15 protein-coding genes and 1 pseudogene are annotated in these 20,610 nt (G+C 68.2%); 9 read left to right on the top strand and 7 right to left on the bottom strand.

Features of this window, described 5'->3' with window-relative positions:
• Positions 1–79 precede the first annotated feature (79 nt).
• Positions 80–1,396 (bottom strand): ammonium transporter, encoded by a 1,317-nt coding sequence (locus ACWPN5_RS01785; protein ID WP_200478755.1) that lies wholly within the window; start codon positions 1,394–1,396, stop codon positions 80–82.
• A gap of 548 nt (positions 1,397–1,944) precedes the next feature.
• Between ACWPN5_RS01785 and glgC the strand changes: the two genes are divergently transcribed.
• The 4 genes from glgC to ACWPN5_RS01765 all read left to right on the top strand — a co-directional run bounded on the left by glgC (position 1,945) and on the right by ACWPN5_RS01765 (position 7,210).
• Positions 1,945–3,216, top strand: a complete 1,272-nt coding sequence (gene glgC / locus ACWPN5_RS01780; RefSeq protein ID WP_145675784.1) for a glucose-1-phosphate adenylyltransferase — start codon at positions 1,945–1,947, stop codon at positions 3,214–3,216.
• Between the two features lie 159 nt (positions 3,217–3,375).
• On the top strand, positions 3,376–4,869 hold the full coding sequence (glgA, locus tag ACWPN5_RS01775) for a glycogen synthase GlgA (protein ID WP_492293908.1): 1,494 nt from the start codon (positions 3,376–3,378) through the stop codon (positions 4,867–4,869).
• 257 nt (positions 4,870–5,126) lie between these two features.
• Positions 5,127–5,963, top strand: a complete 837-nt coding sequence (locus ACWPN5_RS01770) for a glycosyltransferase family 2 protein (RefSeq protein WP_492293906.1) — start codon at positions 5,127–5,129, stop codon at positions 5,961–5,963.
• The gene (locus ACWPN5_RS01765) at positions 5,960–7,210 is read left to right on the top strand and encodes a nucleotide sugar dehydrogenase (protein ID WP_200478753.1); all 1,251 of its coding nucleotides are present in this window, start codon (positions 5,960–5,962) and stop codon (positions 7,208–7,210) included. The genes ACWPN5_RS01770 and ACWPN5_RS01765 overlap by 4 nt, the downstream gene beginning before the upstream one ends.
• A 15-nt stretch (positions 7,211–7,225) precedes the next feature.
• Here ACWPN5_RS01765 and ACWPN5_RS01760 read toward each other — a convergent pair whose 3' ends face one another.
• Positions 7,226–8,542, bottom strand: coding sequence for an FkbM family methyltransferase (locus ACWPN5_RS01760; RefSeq protein ID WP_492293903.1), 1,317 nt, complete (start codon positions 8,540–8,542; stop codon positions 7,226–7,228).
• A gap of 277 nt (positions 8,543–8,819) precedes the next feature.
• Here ACWPN5_RS01760 and lepA point away from each other — a divergent pair, with 277 nt between their 5' ends.
• Both lepA and ACWPN5_RS01750 read left to right on the top strand, forming a co-directional pair.
• Positions 8,820–10,622 (top strand): translation elongation factor 4, encoded by a 1,803-nt coding sequence (lepA, locus tag ACWPN5_RS01755; RefSeq protein ID WP_145683251.1) that lies wholly within the window; start codon positions 8,820–8,822, stop codon positions 10,620–10,622.
• Between the two features lie 149 nt (positions 10,623–10,771).
• The gene (locus ACWPN5_RS01750) at positions 10,772–11,536 is read left to right on the top strand and encodes an outer membrane lipoprotein (protein ID WP_492293901.1); all 765 of its coding nucleotides are present in this window, start codon (positions 10,772–10,774) and stop codon (positions 11,534–11,536) included.
• 8 nt (positions 11,537–11,544) lie between these two features.
• Here ACWPN5_RS01750 and ACWPN5_RS01745 read toward each other — a convergent pair whose 3' ends face one another.
• A complete protein-coding gene (locus tag ACWPN5_RS01745; RefSeq protein ID WP_186466055.1) occupies positions 11,545–11,703 on the bottom strand; it encodes a hypothetical protein in 159 nt (52 codons plus the stop codon).
• A gap of 145 nt (positions 11,704–11,848) precedes the next feature.
• Between ACWPN5_RS01745 and ACWPN5_RS01740 the strand changes: the two genes are divergently transcribed.
• From ACWPN5_RS01740 to ACWPN5_RS01730, 3 genes are all read left to right on the top strand, one after another.
• Positions 11,849–12,757, top strand: a complete 909-nt coding sequence (locus ACWPN5_RS01740) for a LysR substrate-binding domain-containing protein (protein ID WP_492293898.1) — start codon at positions 11,849–11,851, stop codon at positions 12,755–12,757.
• A 105-nt stretch (positions 12,758–12,862) separates the two neighbouring features.
• A complete protein-coding gene (locus ACWPN5_RS01735; RefSeq protein ID WP_145683235.1) occupies positions 12,863–13,822 on the top strand; it encodes an SH3 domain-containing protein in 960 nt (319 codons plus the stop codon).
• Between the two features lie 157 nt (positions 13,823–13,979).
• Positions 13,980–15,566, top strand: coding sequence for a DUF3369 domain-containing protein (locus tag ACWPN5_RS01730; RefSeq protein WP_492293896.1), 1,587 nt, complete (start codon positions 13,980–13,982; stop codon positions 15,564–15,566).
• Between the two features lie 39 nt (positions 15,567–15,605).
• Here ACWPN5_RS01730 and ACWPN5_RS01725 read toward each other — a convergent pair whose 3' ends face one another.
• The 4 genes and pseudogenes from ACWPN5_RS01725 to rplT form a co-directional block, all read right to left on the bottom strand.
• Positions 15,606–16,067, bottom strand: a complete 462-nt coding sequence (locus tag ACWPN5_RS01725) for a response regulator (RefSeq protein WP_492293894.1) — start codon at positions 16,065–16,067, stop codon at positions 15,606–15,608.
• Positions 16,068–16,626: 559 nt separating this feature from the next.
• Positions 16,627–19,024 (bottom strand): annotated as a pseudogene (gene pheT / locus ACWPN5_RS01720) (phenylalanine--tRNA ligase subunit beta).
• 13 nt (positions 19,025–19,037) lie between these two features.
• The gene (gene pheS, locus ACWPN5_RS01715; protein ID WP_014238728.1) at positions 19,038–20,105 is read right to left on the bottom strand and encodes a phenylalanine--tRNA ligase subunit alpha; all 1,068 of its coding nucleotides are present in this window, start codon (positions 20,103–20,105) and stop codon (positions 19,038–19,040) included.
• A gap of 122 nt (positions 20,106–20,227) precedes the next feature.
• Positions 20,228–20,599, bottom strand: coding sequence for a 50S ribosomal protein L20 (gene rplT / locus ACWPN5_RS01710; protein WP_014238729.1), 372 nt, complete (start codon positions 20,597–20,599; stop codon positions 20,228–20,230).
• Positions 20,600–20,610: the final 11 nt, after the last annotated feature.

The raw sequence follows: 20,610 nt of genomic DNA, 5'->3' as shown, positions 1-20,610 counted from the left end.
GCCCGATATGAAAAATCCGCCGCCGGGAGGCCCCGGCGGCGGAAGTTCATGGAGGAAACAACCAGGCTGCAAAGAGTGCTTAGTGGATGGTCTCGCCGTGCAGGGCGAGGTCCAGGCCGTCGCGCTCGACGTCCTCGTCGACGCGCAGGCCCATCACCACGTCGATGACCTTCAGGATGATGAAGGAGCCGACCGCCGAGTAGGCGACGGTGGCGAGGATGCCGTAGACCTGCGTCCAGATCTGGCCGACGTTGCCTTCCAGGGCGCCGGCGGTGCCGCCGATGGCTTCCTGGGCGAAGACGCCGGTCAGGATGGCGCCGACGATGCCGCCCACGCCGTGCACGCCGAAGGCGTCCAGCGAGTCGTCATAGCCGAGGGCGCGCTTGAGGCCGGTGGCGCCCCAGTAGCAGACCACGCCGGAGACCAGACCGATGACCAGGGCGCCGGTCGGACCGACGAAGCCCGAGGCCGGGGTGATGGCGACCAGACCGGCGACGGCGCCGGAGATGATGCCGAGGACCGAGGGCTTGCCCTTGGTGGCCCACTCGACCAGCAGCCAGGACATGGCGGCGGTGGCGGCGGCGATCTGCGTGACCAGCATGGCCATGCCCGCACGGCCGTCGGCGGCCACGGCGGAGCCCGCGTTGAAGCCGAACCAGCCGACCCACAGCATCGAGGCGCCGATCAGGCTGAGCACGAGGTTGTGCGGGGCGAAGTTCTCGTTCGGGTAGCCCTTGCGCTTGCCCAGCACGATGGCGGCGACGAGACCGGCCACGCCCGCGTTGATGTGCACCACGGTGCCGCCGGCGTAGTCGAGCACGCCGTCACCCGCCAGATAGCCGCCCGGACCCCAGACCCAGTGGGTGATCGGCGCGTAGACGATCAGCGACCACAGGCCCGTGAAGACCAGCATGGAGGAGAACTTCATGCGGTCGGCGAAGGCGCCGGTGATCAGGGCCGGGGTGATGATGGCGAAGGTCATCTGGAAGACGATGAAGACCGTCTCCGGAATGACGCCCGACAGGCCGTCCTTGGTGATGCCGGCCAGCATGAACTTCGACAGGCCGCCGAAATAGGGGGTGCCTTCGGTGAAGGCGATGCTGTAACCGGCGAAGAACCACAGGATGCTGACCAGGCAGCAGATCGCGAAGCTCTGCATCACGATGGCCAGCACGTTCATCTTGCGGACCATGCCGCCGTAGAACAGCGCCAGACCCGGGATGGTCATGAACAGGACCAGCGCCGTGGCGACCAGCATCCAAGCCGTGTCGCCGCTGCTCAGGGTGGGCTCGGCCGCGGCGGCGGCCGCTTCCTGGGCGAGGGCGGCGGCAGGCAGACCGGCCAAGCCCAGAATCGCCGCCATCGTCGGCGCGGCGAGGGTGAAGAGACGGCTCATCGAGGCTCCTCTTTATTCGAATGCTTCTGGCCCGTTTCGCCCCGTCCCCGGTACAGACGGGGCGGCGGGAGGGGGCCGTGTACGCCGATTTGTCTTCAAGAAGCGTGCCAACCCAAAAGGGCTAGGAATCGCGGGGGTTGCGGCCTTTCGGATGACCGCAAAGCAGCATAGGACCCGAGTTCGCGCGCCTGCGCTGCCCAGAAATTGGGCAGAAAATCGAACCACCCAAAGCCTTGCGTTGCCGGGTGATTCGCCCGTGGATTGTGGGCCGGTTGCTTCCCATCAAGGCGCCGCACGCCCGTTTCACGCGCGCTTGCCTGTTTATTGTGCACAACACTGCGCCTCAATTCCGCACAACCGTTGGGCAACCCCTTCTATTTCCGGCCTGTTCCCCTCGGCCTATTGGCCCGCCCCCGGGAAATGTGGCACGGTCAGCTCTTGACCGGCGGAGCCGGACGGGACCGGGGACAAGCGGTCCCCGCCCACACGGGTCTGCCGGACGCTTCCGGATGGCCGACAGCAAAAAAGAGAACCGAAAGGGGAGACACATGCTCGACAAACGGGATCTGCGGCTGGCGCCGCGCCGCGCCGTGGCCCTCGTCCTGGCCGGTGGCCGGGGCAGCCGGCTGAAGCAGCTGACCGACCGTCGCGCCAAGCCGGCCACCTATTTCGGCGGCAAGTTCCGGATCATCGACTTCGCGCTGTCGAACTGCATCAATTCGGGATTCCGCCGCATCGGCGTGCTGACGCAGTACAAGTCGCACAGCCTGCTGCGCCACCTGCAGCGCGGCTGGAACTTCTTCCGCGGCGAGATGAACGAGTTCTGCGACCTGCTGCCCGCGCAGCAACGCATCAGCGAGACCGCCTGGTACCAGGGCACCGCCGACGCGGTGTACCAGAACCTGGACATCCTGCGCGACCACGAGCCGGAATACATCCTGATCCTGGCCGGCGACCACATCTACAAGATGGATTACGGCGCGCTGCTGCTCGACCACATCGCCAAGAAGGCCGATGTGACGATCCCCTGCATCCAGGTGCCGCGCGCCCAGGCGACCGGCTTCGGCGTGATGCATGTGGACGAGACCCAGCGCGTCATCGACTTCGTCGAGAAGCCCGCCGACCCGCCGCCGATGCCGGGCAATCCGGACAAGTCGCTGGCCAGCATGGGCATCTACGTCTTCAACGCGCAGTTCCTCTATGACCAGCTGGAGCGCGACTTCAACGACCCCGCCTCGTCCCGCGACTTCGGCAAGGACATCATCCCCCATCTGGTGACCAGCGGGGCGCGGGTGATGGCCCACGACTTCGCCGATTCCGCCATCCTGAACGGCCACGAGTCCGAACCCTACTGGCGCGACGTCGGCACCATCGACGCCTATTGGGAGGCCAACCTCGACCTCTGCCACGTCACGCCGCAGCTCAACATGTACGACCGCGAGTGGCCGATCTTCACCTACCAGGAGCAGCTTCCCCCGGCGAAGTTCGTCTTCGACGACGAGAACCGGCGCGGCATGGCGGTGGACAGCCTGGTGTCGGGCGGCTGCATCATCTCCGGCTCGCTGGTGAAGAACTCGCTGCTGTTCAGCGAGGTGCGCGTCAACTCCTTCAGCGAGCTGCACCAGGCGGTGGTCCTGCCGGACGTCGACATCGGCCGCCACTGCCGCCTGACCAAGGTGGTGATCGACCGCGGCGTGGTGATCCCCGAGGGGCTGGTCGTCGGCGAGGACCCGGAGCTGGACGCCAAGCGCTTCCACCGCAGCGAGGGCGGCGTCTGCCTGATCACCCAGGACATGATCGACCGCCTGCCCAAGGACTGAGCACAAATCCCCTCTCCCCGCTGGAGAGAGGGTTAGGGTGAGGGGGTCCGGCGCCGCCTGCGCGTCCGGTCCCTCGACATCCCCCTCACCCCGCCCCTCTCCCCAGAGGGGAGAGGGAGATGAAGCAAGACCAAGAAGAAACCGAAAGACCCCGCCTCCATGCGCGTCCTGTACATAACGCCGGAATGCTACCCCCTGGTGAAGACCGGCGGGCTGGCCGATGTCTCCGCCGCCCTGCCCCCCGCCCTGAACCGCGCTGGAGCCGAGGTCCGCCTGCTGCTGCCCGGCTATCCGGCGGTGCTGAACGGGCTGACCGACCTGCAGCCGGTCGGCAAGCCCCTGACCGATCTGCCCGGCACCGACCGGCCCGGGGGCGCCCCGGCGACCTTGCGGATCGGACGGACGCCGGACGGGGTGCTGGCCTATGTGCTGGACGCGCCGGCGCTCTACGACCGGCTCGGCAACCCCTATCTGGGGCCGGACGGCAAGGACTGGCCCGACAACGCCGAACGCTTCGCCGCCCTGTCCTGGTGCGCGGCGGGCTTCGCGGCGGAGGACGGCCTCGACCCCTGGTGGCGTCCCGATGTGCTGCACGGGCACGACTGGCAGACCGGCCTGATCCCGGCCTATCTGGAACTGCGCCCCGACCGCTTCGCCGGGCCGTTCCGGCCGGGCACGGTGACGACGATCCACAACATCGCCTACCAGGGCCTGTTCGGCGCCTGGATGATGAGCGACCTCGGCCTGCCGTCGGCCGCCTTCCGGATCGACGGGGTGGAGTATTACGGCGGCGTCGGCTTCCTCAAAGCCGGCTGCTTCTATTCCGACCGCCTGACCACGGTCAGCCCGACCTACGCCCACGAGATCCAGACGGCCGAGCACGGCTCCGGCCTGGAGGGGCTGCTCGCCACGCGGGCCGAGGCGCTGACGGGCATCCTCAACGGCGTGGACTACGCGATCTGGGACCCGGCCGCCGACCCGCACATCGCCGCCCGCTACGGCGCTGCCGACCTCGGCGGCAAGGACCTGTGCAAGGCCGACCTCCAGGCGACCTTCGGGCTGGACCGCCGGCCCGACGCCCCGCTGGCCGCGGTGGTCAGCCGCCTGACCGGCCACAAGGGGCTGGATCTGGTGCTGGAGGCGGCGTCGCAATGGATCGCCTGGGGCGGCCAGCTCGCCGTTCTCGGCAACGGCGAACCGGCGCTGGAGGCCGGCTTCCGCCATCTCGCCACCTGGTACCCGAAGTCGGTCGGCGTGCGCATCGGCTATGACGAGGCGCTGTCCCACCGCATCCAGGCCGGCGCCGACCTGTTCCTGGTGCCCTCGCGGTCGGAGCCCTGCGGCCTGACCCAGATGTACGCTTTGAAGTACGGCACCCTGCCGCTGGTCCGCCGCACCGGCGGCCTCGCCGACACCATCGTGGACGCCAACCCGGCGGCGGTGAACGACGGCAGCGCGACGGGCTTCCAGTTCGTCAACGCCAACGTCCAGGAGCTGACCTGGGCGCTGCGCCGCGCCGCCACCCTCTACCGCAAGCCCGAACGCTGGCACGTCCTGCAGCAGCACGCGATGACCCGCGACTTCGGCTGGCACGGTCCGGCCGAGGAGTACATGGAGCTGTACCGCGCAGTGGCGCCGGTTCTGGTGGGGTGACGGAGGGGGCGAGGCAGGGGACAGCGCAACGGCGAGCTGTTCCGGACGATTGCGGATCGGTACCGTCGAAGCGGCGGAGCGCGTGACATCGCGAGAATGGCATGACGCCCGCCACGCTTTCCCTTCCCGGTTGGGACATCCCTGGTCTATTGTGCGCCCGATGGAATTTTCGTTGGATCGCACCCTAAGGTCGTCGGGCGCCTCGCACCCTTGTTCAATCTTCGGGCGAGCACTCCCTTCCCTCCAAACGTCGGTCCTTGCGTGAAACCGTAGAACGTCGCCGGAAACCACACCATGACCCCGGTGACAGCGACATCTGGGACGGCCCTATGCGGACTCTGAATTATTCCCTCCTTTGTCCCACCCGCGGGCGGCCGGATGGGCTGCAGCGGCTGATCGAAAGCGTTGCCGCAACCGCGGGGGCGGTGGAACGGGTCGAAGTCCTGGCCTATGTCGACTCCGACGACCCCGCTTTACCCGACTACAAACGGATGTTCGAGGCGTTGGCCGAGGTCGGGGTCCAGTTGCGCCGCTTCACGGCGCTGGTCGGCCCCCCGAAAAGCGTCTCCCTCTCCTGGAACGACCTCGCCGCCTCCTGCACCGGCGATGTCCTGATGATGGCCAACGACGACCAGGTCTATGTCCAGTCGGGATGGGACCATCGCCTGGACCAGGAAATCGCCAAGTTCCCAGACGACGTTTACTGCATGTGGTTCGAAGACGGCATCAATGGCGAGAAGCATTGTGCCTTTCCCGTCGTCAGCCGCCGCTGGTACGAGACCCTGGGCTACTTCACCCCCGGCGTCTTTGAATTCATCGCGAACGACACCTGGATCATGGACGTGGCCAAGCGGGTCGAGCGACTGCATTTCATCGGCGATGTGACGGTGGAGCACCGCCACTTCTCGGTCGGCAAATCGGAACTCGACGAAACCTACCTGCGCCATCGGTCGGGGGAAAACCGCGAGAGGATCGCCCGCGACATGCTGATACTGGATCGCACGTGGCCGGTGCGGCAGCGCGACGCCGACCGGCTCGCGGCCATCATCCGTTCCAGCGGCGACCGTCCGGTCGAAACGGGAGACGCCCAATGAGGATCGGCGTGATCGGCCTGGGCAAGCTGGGCCTGCCCTGCGCGGTGGCGATGGCGCTGAAGGGCCATGACGTGATGGGCTTCGACGTCCGCCCCGATGTGATGAACAAGGGGCGGCGCTCCTACACCGAAACCGGTCCGGACGGCTGCGAACCGTTCGATCCCTATCTCGAAGCGAGCAGCCTGCGGTTCGGAACGCTGGAGGAGGTCGTCGACCACGCCGACCTTCTTTTCATCGCGGTCCAGACCCCCCACGACCCCCTGTACGAGGGGATCACGCGCCTTCCCGACAGCCGGACCGATTTCCATTACGAGCATCTGGTGGCCGCCTGCCGCGACGTGGCGCGTGTGGCGTCGCGCGACACGGTGGTCGTCATCATCTCCACCGTCCTGCCGGGGACCATCCGCCGCCACGTCCTGCCCGTCCTGACGCCCCGCATCAAGCTCTGCTACAACCCGTTCTTCATCGCCATGGGCACGACCATGCGCGACTTCCTCCAACCGGAGTTCGTTCTCTTCGGCCGACACGATCGGGAAGCCGCCGCGCTCGCCGAAGCGTTCTACCGCACCATCACGGACGCTCCGTTCTACGCCACCGCCCTCGAGAACGCCGAACTGATCAAGGTGGCCTACAACACCTTCATCGGCATGAAGATCGCCTTCGCCAACACGATGATGGAGGTGTGCCACAAGTTGCCGGGCACCGACGTGGACGCGGTGACGGACTGTCTGGCGCTGGCGTCACGGCGGCTGATCAGCCCAAGCTACATGAAGGGCGGCATGGGCGACGGCGGCGGATGCCACCCCCGCGACAACATCGCCATGTCCTGGCTGGCGCGCGAGCTGGACCTCAGCTTCGACACCTTCGACGCCGTCATGAGGTCACGCGAGAAGCAGACCGAATGGCTTGCCGACCTGATGTGCGCCCATGAGCCGCCCAAGGTGATCCTGGGCTGGGCGTTCAAGTCCGATTGCGACATGGCCACGGGCAGCCCGGCCCTGCTGTTGCGCGCGATCCTGGAGGAGCGGGGCGTCCCGGTCACCCTGATCGACCCCCACATGGACTCCGCTCCCCTCGTCGAGGACTCGTTGCCCGTCGCCACCTACCTGATCGGGGCGAAGCACAGCGCCTTTGCCGGTCTGCGCTTTCCGGCGGGCTCGGTGGTCCTCGATCCCTGGCGCTACATTCCGACCGATCAGGACGGCGTCCGCGTCATTCCGGTGGGGGTCGGGCCGGGCATCCCGTAACCCCGTCCGGCGGCCTCACACCGGCACGGCCACGCAGTTCGAGGCGTCGGCGCACGGGAATTCCTTGGCGATTCGGTAACCGTTCCGTCCGGCCCAGTCGAAGAAGGCGTCCCTGTTGGCGCTCCCGACCTCGATGAACAGGATGGGCCTGTGGAGGGCGATCGTGTTCCGGGCGCCGGACAGCGCGTCCATCTCCATGCCCGCGACGTCGATCTTGATGAAGTCGACGCGCTCCCGGACGAGATCGTCGATGGGGTGGACGGCGACGCGCCCGCCCTCCGCCGGCACCAGCCGCGCCGCCCCCAGGTCGGCCTCGTCGGCGACGCACAGGTCGAAGGAACCGGCGCGGTCCCCGACGCCGCACTCCAGGACGGTGACCGTCGCCGGGTCGAGCCGGTTGATCTCCACGTTCTTTTTCAGGAAATGCAGGGCCGCCGGGTTGGGCTCGACCGCGATGATGCGGCGCGGCGCCATGAACAGGCCGTAGTAGACGACGTGGTTCCCGACGTTGGCGCCGATCTCCAGGATCGACGACCCGGCCGGCACGAGACCCCGCAGACAGTCCAGCTCCTCCTGTTCGAAGAAGACGCGGCGCAGGTAATGGCGGTGGATCCTGTCGAACGGGTTGGCGATGGCGAAGCCGACCTTCACGCCGGACACCACGAAGTTGATCACGATGGGGTGGGTGCGGAAGAAGTCGCCGAACACCCGCGTCACGGCCCGGCGCCACCCGCCGCCGTCGGCCGACCGCGGGCCGGTGGAGTGGGCGCCGCGCCGGTTGATGAAGAGCGGCTGCCCGATCTTGCAGCATCGGTGCGTCCGCCAGAGCTCCAGGTAGTATTTGAAGTCCTCGCCGGTATCCATGGCCTCGTCGAACGGGATGGATCGCGCGACGCGCGCGCGGACGAAATGCCCCATCTGCAGGGTCAGATACGGGTCGTTCAGGAGGATGTCGCTCAGAAGCGTGGTCGCCCCCACTTGCTTGTCCCGCAGACTCACCGCGTCCGACCCGTACCACTGCTCGGCAATCATCCCGAAGACGGCGTCGACGTCCGCCACATGGGTGCGGACCGCCGCGAAGCCGTTTGGATCCATCAGGTCGTCGGCGTCCAGGAAGAAGACCCATTCCGCACCGTGTTGGATGGCGTGTTCGACGCCGAAGTTCCGGCACCGCGAGCGGCCGATCGCGCCGTCCGGGTCGGGAATGCGCAGGATCATCACGTCCGAAAAGGGTCCCTGGCCAGTGCGGAACGCCGCCTCGACGGAGGCGGCCGCCTCTTCGGACAAGCCATCGTGCCCCGGCCCGACCGGGATGATCACCGCGCATTTCATGAATGATCCCCCAAGGGCACGCTTCGCGCCGCCATAGTCCATGGCTGGCGCGGGACGGTAAAGGGAAAAGGCCGGACGCCGCACCGTGCCATGGGCGGCCCCGCCCCTGGCCGGCGCGCGGCATGGTTGTCGCGCGGCGGACCATGGGAGAGGGTGTTGGGGAAGCCGCCCCGTGCACCGCGGCCGACGCCGGTCGAAGCCGGGCCGTCACCCTTCTCCATTGCGCGCATCGTCCGTCCGCCCTATGTTCCGGCCCAAACCAGGGCTCCGGGCACCGATGACTGACCTTTCGCACATCCGCAATTTCTCGATCATCGCGCACATCGACCACGGCAAGTCGACCCTTGCCGACCGGCTGATCCAGCAGTGCGGCGGCCTCGATTCGCGCGAGATGCGCGAACAGGTGCTCGACAGCATGGACATCGAGCGCGAGCGCGGCATCACCATCAAAGCGCAGACCGTCCGCCTGCTCTACAAGGCCAAGGACGGGCAGCAGTACACGCTGAACCTGATGGACACGCCGGGCCACGTCGACTTCGCCTACGAGGTCAGCCGCAGCCTCGCCGCCTGCGAGGGCTCGATCCTGGTGGTGGACGCGAGCCAAGGTGTGGAGGCGCAGACGCTCGCCAACGTCTATCAGGCGATCGACAACAACCACGAGATCATCCCGGTCCTCAACAAGATCGACCTGCCGGCGGCGGAGCCCGACCGCGTCAAGCAGCAGATCGAGGACGTGATCGGCCTGGACGCCACCGACGCCGTGGAGATCTCGGCCAAGACCGGCCTGAACATCGACGCCGTGCTGGAAGCCGTGGTGCAGCGCCTGCCCGCGCCCAAGGGCAACGCCGACGGCGAGCTGAAGGCCCTGCTGGTCGATTCCTGGTACGACCCGTATCTCGGCGTGGTCATCCTGGTGCGCGTGGTGGATGGGCGGCTGAAGGTGAACCAGAAGGTCCGCTTCATGTCCACCGGCAGCGCGCACGAGGTGGACCGCGTCGGCGTCTTCACCCCGAAGGCCCTGCTGACCGGCGAGCTGGGGCCGGGCGAGATGGGCTTCATCACCGCCGCCATCAAGGACATCACGCTGACCAAGGTCGGCGACACCATCACCGAGGACCGCCGCCCGGCGGCCGAGCCGCTGGCCGGCTTCAAGCCGTCCATCCCCGTGGTGTGGTGCGGCCTGTTCCCGGTCGACGCCGCCGACTTCGAGCGGCTGCGCGATTCCTTGGGCAAGCTGAAGCTGAACGATGCCAGCTTCCATTACGAGGCCGAGACGTCGGCGGCGCTGGGCTTCGGCTTCCGCTGCGGCTTCCTCGGCCTGCTGCATCTGGAGATCATCCAGGAGCGGCTGGAGCGCGAGTTCAACCTGGACCTGATCACCACGGCGCCGTCGGTGGTCTACAAGCTCCACATGACCGACGGCACGGTGATGGATTTGCACAACCCGGCCGACATGCCGGACGTGATGAAGATCGACCGCATCGACGAGCCGTGGATCAAGGCCACCATCATGCTCCCCGATGAGTATCTGGGCGGCATCCTCCAGCTCTGCACCGAGCGGCGCGGCCAGCAGATCGAGCTGACCTACGCCGGCGCCCGCGCCATGCTGGTCTACCGCCTGCCGCTGAACGAGGTGGTCTTCGACTTCTACGACCGCCTGAAGTCGATCAGCCGCGGCTACGCCAGCTTCGACTACCAGATGGACAGCTACGAGGAAGGCGACCTCGTGAAGATGTCGATCCTGGTGAACGCCGAGCCGGTGGACGCCCTGTCGATGATCGTCCACCGCTCCCAGTCGGAGCGCCGCGGCCGCCAGCTCTGCGAGCGGCTGAAGGAGCTGATCCCGCGCCAGCTCTTCAAGATCGCCGTCCAGGCGGCCATCGGCGGCAAGATCATCGCCCGCGAGAGCATCGGCGCGCTGCGCAAGGACGTGACGGCCAAGTGCTACGGCGGCGACATCAGCCGCAAGCGCAAGCTGCTGGACAAGCAGAAGGAAGGCAAGAAGCGCATGCGGCAGTTCGGCCAGGTCGAAATCCCGCAGAGCGCCTTCATCGCCGCCCTCAAGATGGGCGACGAGTGAACGCCGGCTTCGCGGTGATGTGACGGAAAGCGGGTCCGGCAAGGCCCGCTTTCTTTTTGTCCACGCATCCCGGAGCCCACAAAAAGTCGAATGACTCGCCGCGCGGAATCGCCTATCACCCGGTCAGGCTTCCAAACGGATGATGTCCCGTGACGCGCACTGTCATGTTTGGCCTGCCCGCCGCGGCCCTGGTCGCCGGCATTCTCGCAGGCTGCACCCCGAACTACTCCCCGAACACCTACGCCGCCACCGCGACCCAGCAGGCGAACAAGGTGGAGCGGGCGGTCGTCATCGGGTTCCGTCAGGTCAAGATCAGCACCAGCGGCACCGTCGGCGCGGTCACCGGCGGGGCCGCCGGCGGCGTGCTCGGCTCGCAGTCCGGCACCTTCGGCATCAATTCGGCGCTGGGCGCGGTCGGCGGCACGGCCATCGGCGGGCTGCTCGGCACCTCGATCGAGCATGTGACCGGCGACACTACGGGCTGGGAATACATCGTCCGCAAGCCGGACGGCGAACTGCTGTCGGTCACGCAGCGGGAAGAGAAGCCGATCGAGATCGGACAGAAGGTTCTGGTCATCGCCGGCAGCCAGGCCCGCATCGTCGCCGACTATTCGACCGACCCGACTCCGGCCCCCGAGATCAAAGACGCTGCCAAGGACGCGGCGAAGGACACCCCGAAGGACACGCTTAAGGAAGCGGCCAAGGACGAGGCCAAGCCCGCCGCGGCGATCGAGGCGGAGGAGCTTCCCGCCCCAGCCCCGGCGGAAACTCCCGCGGAAGCCCCGGCTTCGGCCGCCTCGCCTCCGGACAGCGCCCCCTTGCGCATCACTCCGCCCGCAGCCCCCGTGGTGGCGCCCGCCCCCGAGCCGGCGCCCGCCGCCGCGGTGCCCGCCGACGGCACGCCCACCCTCTGACCCCGCACTCACACCACCAGGATCGCCAGCAGCAGCACCGGCAAGGCCGGCATCCGCGGCAGACGCAAGCGCCGCGGCGGCGGCACCCTGCCGATCCGGCGCTCCTCCCGGCGGTCCAGCCGTCCGGCCTCCAGCACCACCGTCGTCATCGCCTCGAACACGCCCATCGCTCAGCCCTCCCAAAGATCGGAGGGCACCCTGCGCCCGCGCGAAAAATCTTGGAAACGAATAGGCTTTATGAGGATCATCACAGATCGTGATGGTCCTTTCGTGCGTTGAACCCGCGCGCCCCCTCTGCTTGAATGCGTGACCATGCCGGCCAACCTCGACACCGACCTCCTGCGCGCCTTCGTCGCCGTCGCCGACGCGCGCAGCTTCACCCGTGCCGGCGACACGCTGGGCCGCACCCAGGCCGCCGTCAGCCAGCAGGTCCGCCGGCTGGAGGAGGTGGTGGGCACCCGCGTCTTCCAACGCGACACCAAGAGCGTCCACCTGACCCAGGAGGGCGAGCTTCTGCTGACCTACGCCCGGCGGATGCTCACCCTGAACGACGAGGTGCTGACGCTGATGCGCCGGCCCGCCACGGTGGCCAGCGTGCGCATCGGCACGCCGGACGATTACGCCACCATGCTGCTGCCCGGCGTGCTGGCCCGCTTCGCCGCCGCCTACCCCGACGTGCCGGTGGAGGTGATCTGCGACAACAGCCCCGATCTGGTGGCGGAGATCGACAAGGGCCGCTACGACCTCGCGCTCGTCACCCGCCACCCCGACAGCCGCAGCGGCGAACTGGTCCGGCGGGAGCCGGTGGCCTGGGTCGCCCCGCCACGCTCCACCGTCGTCGATTCCACCCCGATCGAGCGCGAGGACCCGCTGCCGCTGGCCCTGTTCCCCAAGGGCTGCGTGGTGCGCGACCTCGCCGTCGCGGCGCTGGAGGGGATCGGACGCGGCTGGCGCGTCGCTTTCATCAGCAAGAGCGTGGTGGCGGTCCATGGCGCCGTGCTGGGCGGGCTCGGCGTCACCGCCATGGAGGAATGCACCATCCCGCCCAGCCTGCGCCGGCTGACCGTGGCGGACGGCTTTCCCGACCTGCCGGACATCGACATCGCGCTGCACCGCGCCCCCGGCATGGCCGCCAAGCCGGTCCGCCTGCTGGCCGAAGCCATCCACGATCTGGTGGGCGGGAGCCAGGGAGGAAGCCAGGGCGGGGATCGCGCGGCCTGAGCGACCGTGCCGTTCCGTGACATCCGCCCCGGGGCGCACGCGCCGGGTTGCCCCGGCGGGCCGGACCGAGGCAAAATGGCCCCTCCTCCATGGGGGTCCACCGCCGTGCGCACGCGTTCCACCACCGCCCTCCGCGTTCTGGCGCTGCGGCTGATCCTGGCCGCGGCGACGATGTGGTTCGCCCCGGACGGCGCTCTGGCGCAGAGCCCCGTCGCCATCGGCGCGCCGCTGACCGGCGAGGTTGTCCTCAACCGCGACATCGAGGTGCGCATCGGCCCCAACGCCGACGCCCGGATCATCCAGACCCTGCCGCGCGGCAAGGCGCTGAACGCTCTGGGCACGCCCCGCGGAACCAGCTGGACCGAGGTCGCCATCGGCGGCCAGCCGATCGGCTACGTGCCCTCCGACTCGCTCGACCCGGCGCTGATGGTGTCGCGCTCGATCACCGCCGCCATGGGGGCCACCGCCGCCGGGGCCAACGCCGGCGGATCGCCTCCCTCGACCGGCAAGCCGCCGGTCATCCACCGCGGCGCCGCCGTGGTGCCGCGCAGCGCCTGGGAGATCGCCGCCCAGGTGCCGGCCCAGGGTTACGTCGTCGCGGCGGACGCCATCAAGGCGACGGAGATCCTCGACAACAAGAAGCGGCGCGGCTTCACCCTGCGCAAGGGCGACGTGGTCAGCCTGATCGATTCCGCGAACGGGCGGGTGACGCTGGGCATGCCCGGCCGGACGCGGGCGGTCGCCACGGCGGAGGGGCTGATCGGAGTGGTCGCCCCCTACCCGCTGCCCGGCATGCCGCCGATCGAGCCGGGGCCGCTGTTCGCCGCGCGGCTTGGCGAGTATGTCAGCCACGCCGAGGGGCTGCGGGCGTGGCAGGAATTCACCTATGGCCCGGGAACGGCCTACCGCGACCTGCCGCCGATGGTCTGGCCGGTCTTCCGCGGCGCCCGCACCACCTACCAGATGGGCGTCGGCCCCTTCACCCGGACGCAGGTGGACAATGTCTGCGGCGCGCTGGCCCAGCGCTCCATGGACTGCTGGGTGATCGAGCTGGACACCTTCTGATCCCAGCGCCGTTCTCCGCCATGCGGCCGCAACGCGCCGCCTCCGTTAAATTACTGAGCTTTTTCGTCGAAAATGCATCGATCGTGGCGGTAGGCGGGCGCAGCCGCGCCGTGTTAATCTTTTGCGCTTCCCGCCCGCTCCGTCCCAGGCCCTGCCAATGACCGACTCCGACGACGAGTTCCTCTTTCTGGACGACCAGGACGGCGACGGCAACGGCGAAACCGGGTCGCCGGCCACCGGCAACCGGTGGAAGATGATGATCGTGGACGACGAGCCGGAGGTGCACTCCATCACCAAGCTCGTCCTGGCCGACTTCGCCTACAAGGGACGCCCCGCCGAGTTCATCTCCGCCTATTCCGCGGCGGAGGCGCGGGCGATCCTGGAGCGCGAGGACGACATCGCCATCATCCTGCTGGACGTGGTGATGGAGACCGACGACGCCGGGCTGCAGCTCGTCCACCACATCCGCGAGGAGCTGAAGAACCGCCACGTCCGCATCATCCTGCGCACCGGCCAGCCCGGCCAGGCGCCGGAGCGCGCGGTGATCCTCGACTACGACATCAACGACTACAAGGCCAAGACGCAGCTCACCGCCCAGCAGCTGTTCACCACCACGGTCGCCGCCCTGCGCTCCTACGAGGACATCATGGCGATCGAGAAGAACCGGCGCGGGCTGGAGAAGATCATCGAGGCGTCGTCGTCGCTGTTCCAGGCGCGCTCGATGAAGCTGTTCGCCGCCGGGGTGCTGACCCAGCTCTCCGGCATCCTCGGCGTCGGGCCGGACGCCATCCTGTGCGTGCAGCGCGGCCCGGTCATCAGCGGTGCGGCGGACGGGCTGTATGTGCTGGCCGGCTCCGGCCGCTTCGAGACGCTGATCGACGAGCCGGCGGCCAACCATGTCGAGCCCGCCGTCCTGGCGGAGGTCAAGCGCTGCCTGGAGTCGCGCAGCAATCGCTACGCCGCCGACCATTGCACGCTCTACATCCGCACGCCGAACGACCGCGAGAATGTGGTCTATCTGAGTTCCGACCGGCCGCTGTCGGACCTCGACCGCAACCTGATCGAGGTGTTCTGCCGCAAGATCTCCGTCGGCTTCGACAATCTGCATCTCTACGAGCAGCTGCGGCGCAGCCAGGAGCACACGGTCATCGCCATGGCCGATCTGGCGGAACGCGCCGGCCACCCCGGCGCAGAGGCCGAGACCGGCCCACGCATCGCGCTGGTGACCGACCGCATCGCCCGCCGGCTGGCCGAGGAGGGGCGCTACCCCGCCATCCTCGACACGGTGTTCCTGGAGTCGGTCGGCCTGGCGGCCATCCTCCACGACGTCGGCAACGCCACGCTGGACCCCGTCATCCTCGGCAAGACCGGGCCGCTGACCCCGGAGGAGCGGGCCGTCATGCAGGCCCACACCACCACGGGCTGGGACCTGCTGGACCGCGCCAGCCGGCGGTCCGAAGGGCGGACGCATCTGCATCTGGGGGCGGAGATCGCCCGCTCGCACCACGAGAACTGGGACGGCACCGGCTATCCCGACCGCCTGCAGGGCGACGCCATCCCGCTGAGCGCCCGCATCGTCGCGGTGGCCGACAGCTTCGACGCCATGACCCGCGACCGTCCCTACCGCAAGGCGCTGGACCATGACGTGGCGGTGGCCGAGATCCGCCGCCTGTCGGGCAGCCGGTTCGACCCGCTGGTGGTCGACGCCTTCCTGGCGGTGTCCGGCAGCCTGCGCCGGGAGTGAGGCGGACGCCCCACCCCCGCGCCACCCCCTTGGCCGGGGTCAGCCGGCGCTGTTCATCAGCGTGTCGACCATATCCTTGAGCGGACCGATCTGCACCGGCTTGTGCAGCAGCCGGCAGCCCATGGCGGCGGCTTCGACCTGACGTTCCGGCATGGTGTCGCCGGTCAGGATCAGGGCGGGCACCGTGGCGCCGACATGGGCCCGCACCATCTCCACCGCCTGGGCGCCCGTGCCCCCCGCCGGCAGGAAGTGATCGGCCAGGACCAGCCCCGGACGGCCGGGCGCCTGCGGCAGCCGTTGCGCCAACTCGGTCAGCGACAGGGCGGTCAGCACGTCGTACCCCCAGGCCTCCAGAAGCAGCGCCAGCCCTTCCACGATCGACCGGTCGTCGTCCACCACGATGACCAGCCGGCTGGCTTCGGCCGGCGCGTTGCCATCGCCGTCCTCGCGGCGCAACGCGCCGTCACCGCCCGCCGGACCGCCACCGGCATCCCCGGTCATGGCGAGGACTGGCGCGGTTCTGGCATCGTCGTTCGTAAAGCTCACCATCGGATTCTTCACCAGGTCTGAGGGCGGCGGGGCCACAACACCCCGCGCCGTTATCAACATGACCACCTCAAAAAAGAATGAAAACTATTAAAAAAATCGAAATATCAGTGACACTAATTTTTTGGAATGCCCGCCATGTATCGTGGAAAGAAAACATTCCATTTCTGAAATTTATAGGCAGTGACGCGCAGCATCGCGACAATACGGACGCATGTTTTGAAAACTTCTGTTCATTCGCTTTATCTGATGGATCAACTCTCTTCAACTCTGAAAAAGCGCATATGCGGCACGCGCCAACGCCGCACCGAAGCGCGCCGCAAACAACGGAACGCAGCGTGCACGGCGAATCCAGACGTGTCGAGTCCGAAACAATCCTTTGAACTGTCCAAACCAGGACCCGTTCCATTCGGACACCAAAAAACAACGGGCCCCCGCCTTGCGGCGGAGGCCCGAACTTTGTCTTATGAAATTGAACCTTTTTCCAGATCCGCAGCCTTTGGGTGCGCAAGGATCAGCTGCGCAAGCTGCCCCCGGTGGCCTTGGCGACCGCGGCGACGATCTTCTGGCCGATGGCCTCGATCTCTGGCTCGGTCAGGGTCCGCTCGGTCGGCTGGAGCGTGACGGAGAGCGCGACGGACTTCTTGCCCTCCTCGACGTTTGTGCCCTGGTAGACGTCGAAGACGGTCACGTCCCTGACCAGCGCCTTGTCGGCGCCCTTGGCGGCGCGGATCAGCTTGTCGGCCTCGACGTCCTTGCCGACGACGAAGGCGAAGTCGCGCTCCAGCGGCTGGAAGGGCGAGAGCTGGACCAGCGGACGCGCCGTGCCGCCCTTCTTCTTGGGCAGCGGGATGGCATCGAGGAAGACCTCGAAGCCGACCACCGGCCCCTTCACGCCCAGCGTGCCGAGCACGGTCGGGTGGATCTCGCCGAAGCGGGCCATCACCGTCGGGCCGAGGCGCAGCACGCCCGAGCGGCCGGGGTGGTACCAGCCCGGCGCGTCGGTGGTGACCTGCAGGTTGGTCACCGGCGCGCCGGCGGCCTCCAGCACGGCCATCGCGTCGGCCTTGGCATCAAAGGCATCGACACCGCGGGCCTTCTCCGCCCAGTGGCGCGGCACCGCGTTGCCGGCGCGGATGCCGGCGGCCACGATGTCCTGCCCGTCCGGCGACGGCTTGCGGAAGGCCGGGCCGACCTCGAACAGGCCGGCGTCGGCGTGGCCGCGGTCGGCGTTGCGCCCGGCCGCCTGGATCAGGTTGCCGAGGATCGACGGGCGCATCACGTCGAGATCGGCGCTGATCGGGTTGACCAGCGTCAGCCCCTCGCCAACGCCGCCGAACAGTTCGGCCACCGGACCGGCCATGAAGGACCAGGTGACCGCTTCCGACAGGCCGCGAACGGCCAGCGTGCGCTTGGCCAACCCGACGCGGCGCTGCTTGGTGGAGAGCGCCGGGCGGGTCAGCACGCTCTCGCGCGGCAGCGGCGTCGCCGGGATGGCGTCGAAGCCGTGGATGCGCAGCACCTCCTCCACCAGATCGGCCTCGCCGTGGATGTCGGCGCGCCAGGAGGGCGGAACGACGCGCAGGGTGCCGTCCACATCCTCGCCGACGATCTCGCAGCCGAGATCGATCAGGATGCGGGTCTGCTCGTCGCGCGGCACCGCGACGCCGCCCAGGGCGGCGACCCGGCCCGGACGCAGCGTCAGGGTGCGGCGCCATTGCGGCTCCTCACCGGCGATGACGAGGTCGGAGGCCTCGCCGCCGCAGATCTCCAGGATCAGGCGGGTGGCCCGCTCCATCCCCGACACGACCGCCGCCGGATCGACGCCGCGCTCCAGCCGGTAGCGGGCGTCCGACTCGATGCCCAGCTTGCGGCCCGTCTGCGCCGTGCGCACGGTGTCGAAGATCGCCGCCTCCAGGAAGACGTTGACCGTCGTCTCGGTGCAGCCCGACGCCTCGCCACCGATGATGCCGCCCAGCGCCTCGGCCCGCTCCTGATCGGCGATGACCGTCATGCCCGTGTCGAGCGGGTATTCCTTGCCGTTCAGCGCCGCCAGCGTCTCGCCCTCGCGGGCCAGACGGACGACGATGCCGCCCTTCACCTTGTCGGCGTCGAAGGCGTGCAGCGGGCGCGACAGGTCGAAGGTGATGAAGTTGGTGATGTCGACCAACGCGGAGATCGGGCGCAGGCCGATGGCGACCAGCTTGTCGTGCAGCCACTTCGGCGACGGGCCGTTCGTCACGCCGCGGAAATAGCGGCCGACATACATCGGGCAGGCGTCCGGCGCCTCGATGGTCACGCCGAACGGGCTGGCGAAGGCGCCCTTGACCGGCTCCGCCGCCAGCGGCTTCAGCGTGCCCAGACCGGCGGCGGCGAGGTCGCGGGCGATGCCGCGCACCCCGGCGCAGTCGGCGCGGTCGGGCGTCAGGCTGATGTCGATGACCGGGTCGCCCAGGCCGGCGTAATCGGCGTAGGCCACGCCGACCGGCGCGTCGTCCGGCAGCTCGATGATGCCGTTGTGCTCCTCCGACAGCTTCAGCTCGCGCTCGGAGCACATCATGCCGTTCGAACTCGACGCCGCGGATGACGCCCTTCTTCAGCGTGATGTCGGAGCCGGGGATGTAGGCTCCCTCCGGCGCGAAGACGCCCTTCAGGCCGGCGCGCGCGTTGGGCGCGCCGCAGACGACCTGGAGCTTTTCGGTGCCGGTGTCGACGACCAGGACGCGCAGCTTGTCGGCGTCCGGGTGCTTCTCGGCGGAGACGACGTGGGCGACGCGGAAGGGCTTCAGCTCCTTCGAACGGTCCTCCACCCCTTCGACCTCCAGGCCGAGGGCGGTCAGCTTCTCCACGATCTGGTCGAGCGTGGCGTCGGTCTCCAGATGGTCCTTCAGCCAGGACAGCGTGAACTTCATGGGTCCGGCTCCTTTAGCGCGTCAGGCCCTGGGCCATGCTGGGAACGTCGAGCGGCACGAAGCCGTAATGCTTCAGCCAGCGGAGGTCGGCTTCGAAGAAGGTGCGCAGGTCGGGGATGCCGTATTTCAGCATCGCCACGCGCTCGATCCCCATGCCGAAGGCGAAGCCCTGGTACTTCGTGCTGTCGATGCCGCAGGCCTCCAGCACGTTGGGGTGCACCATGCCGCAGCCCAGGATCTCCAGCCAGTCGCCGTAATTGCCGAGCTTCAGCTCGCCGCCCTTGCGGGAGCAGCCGATGTCCACCTCCGCCGACGGTTCGGTGAAGGGGAAGAAGCTGGGGCGGAAGCGCAGCGGCAGGTCGTCCACGTCGAAGAAGGCGCGGCAGAACTCGATCAGGCAGCCCTTGAGGTGGCCCATGTGGGTCGCCTCGTCGATGACCAGCCCCTCGATCTGGTGGAACATCGGGGTGTGGGTCATGTCGTAGTCGGACCGGTAGGTGCGGCCCGGCGCGATGATGCGGATCGGCGGCTTCTTGTTCAGCATGGTGCGGACCTGCACCGGGCTGGTGTGGGTGCGCAGCAGCATCTTCTTGTCGCCCGCATCGGGCAGATAGAAGGTGTCGTGCATGTCGCGGGCGGGGTGGCCCGGCGGGAAGTTCAGGGCGGTGAAGTTGTGGAAGTCGTCCTCGACGTCCGGCCCCTCGGCGACGCTGAAGCCCATCTCCGCGAAGATCGCCACCATCTCGTCGATGGTCTGGCTGATCGGGTGGATGCGCCCCTCGGTCTCCGGACGGACCGGCAGGGTCACATCGATGCGCTCGGCCTGGAGGCGGGCCTCCAGATGGGCGCGGGCGAGGTCGGCCTTGCGGCCGTCGATGGCCGCGGCGATCTCGTCCTTCAGCGCGTTGAGCTGCTGGCCGCGCTCGCGCCGTTCGTCGGGCGACAGCCCGCCCAGCTCCTTCATGAAGCCGGTGATGCGCCCCTTCTTGCCGAGCGCGGTGACCCGCACCTCTTCGAGGGCCGCGAGGTCGCCAGCGGCGTTGACCTGCGACAGGAGTTCGTCTTTCAGCGCATCGAGCATGTCATTTCCCGCGAGCCATAAGGAAGTGCGAGCGTAAAGAAAAAGGGAGCCGGCCCAGAGGCACGGCTCCCTTCTTTCGTGTCCGGCGCCGGACCGGGGTTTCCGCTTGCGCGGCGAACCCTTTAGGCGGCGGCCTTGGAGGCGAGAGCGGCCTGGGCCTGATCGACGATGGCCTTGAAGGCCTCCGGCTCACGGGCGGCCAGATCCGACAGGACCTTGCGGTCGATCTCGATGCCGGCCAGCTTGATGCCGTTGATGAAGCGCGAGTAGGTCAGGCCGTACTGGCGGACACCGGCGTTGATGCGCTGGATCCACAGGCCGCGGAAATCGCGCTTCTTGTTGCGGCGGTCGCGATACGCGTATTGAAGGGCCTTTTCGACCTTCTCAATCGCGATGCGGAAGTTCTTGGAATTGCGACCCCGGTAGCCCTTGGCGAGCTTCAGGATCTTGCGGTGACGGGCGTGCGTGGTGACGCCGCGCTTAACACGAGCCATGGTTCAGATTC

The organism is Azospirillum sp. UENF 211521, from assembly GCF_058780535.1.
Note: the sequence above shows the minus strand (reverse complement) of the source record. Positions and strands in the feature narration are given on the sequence as shown.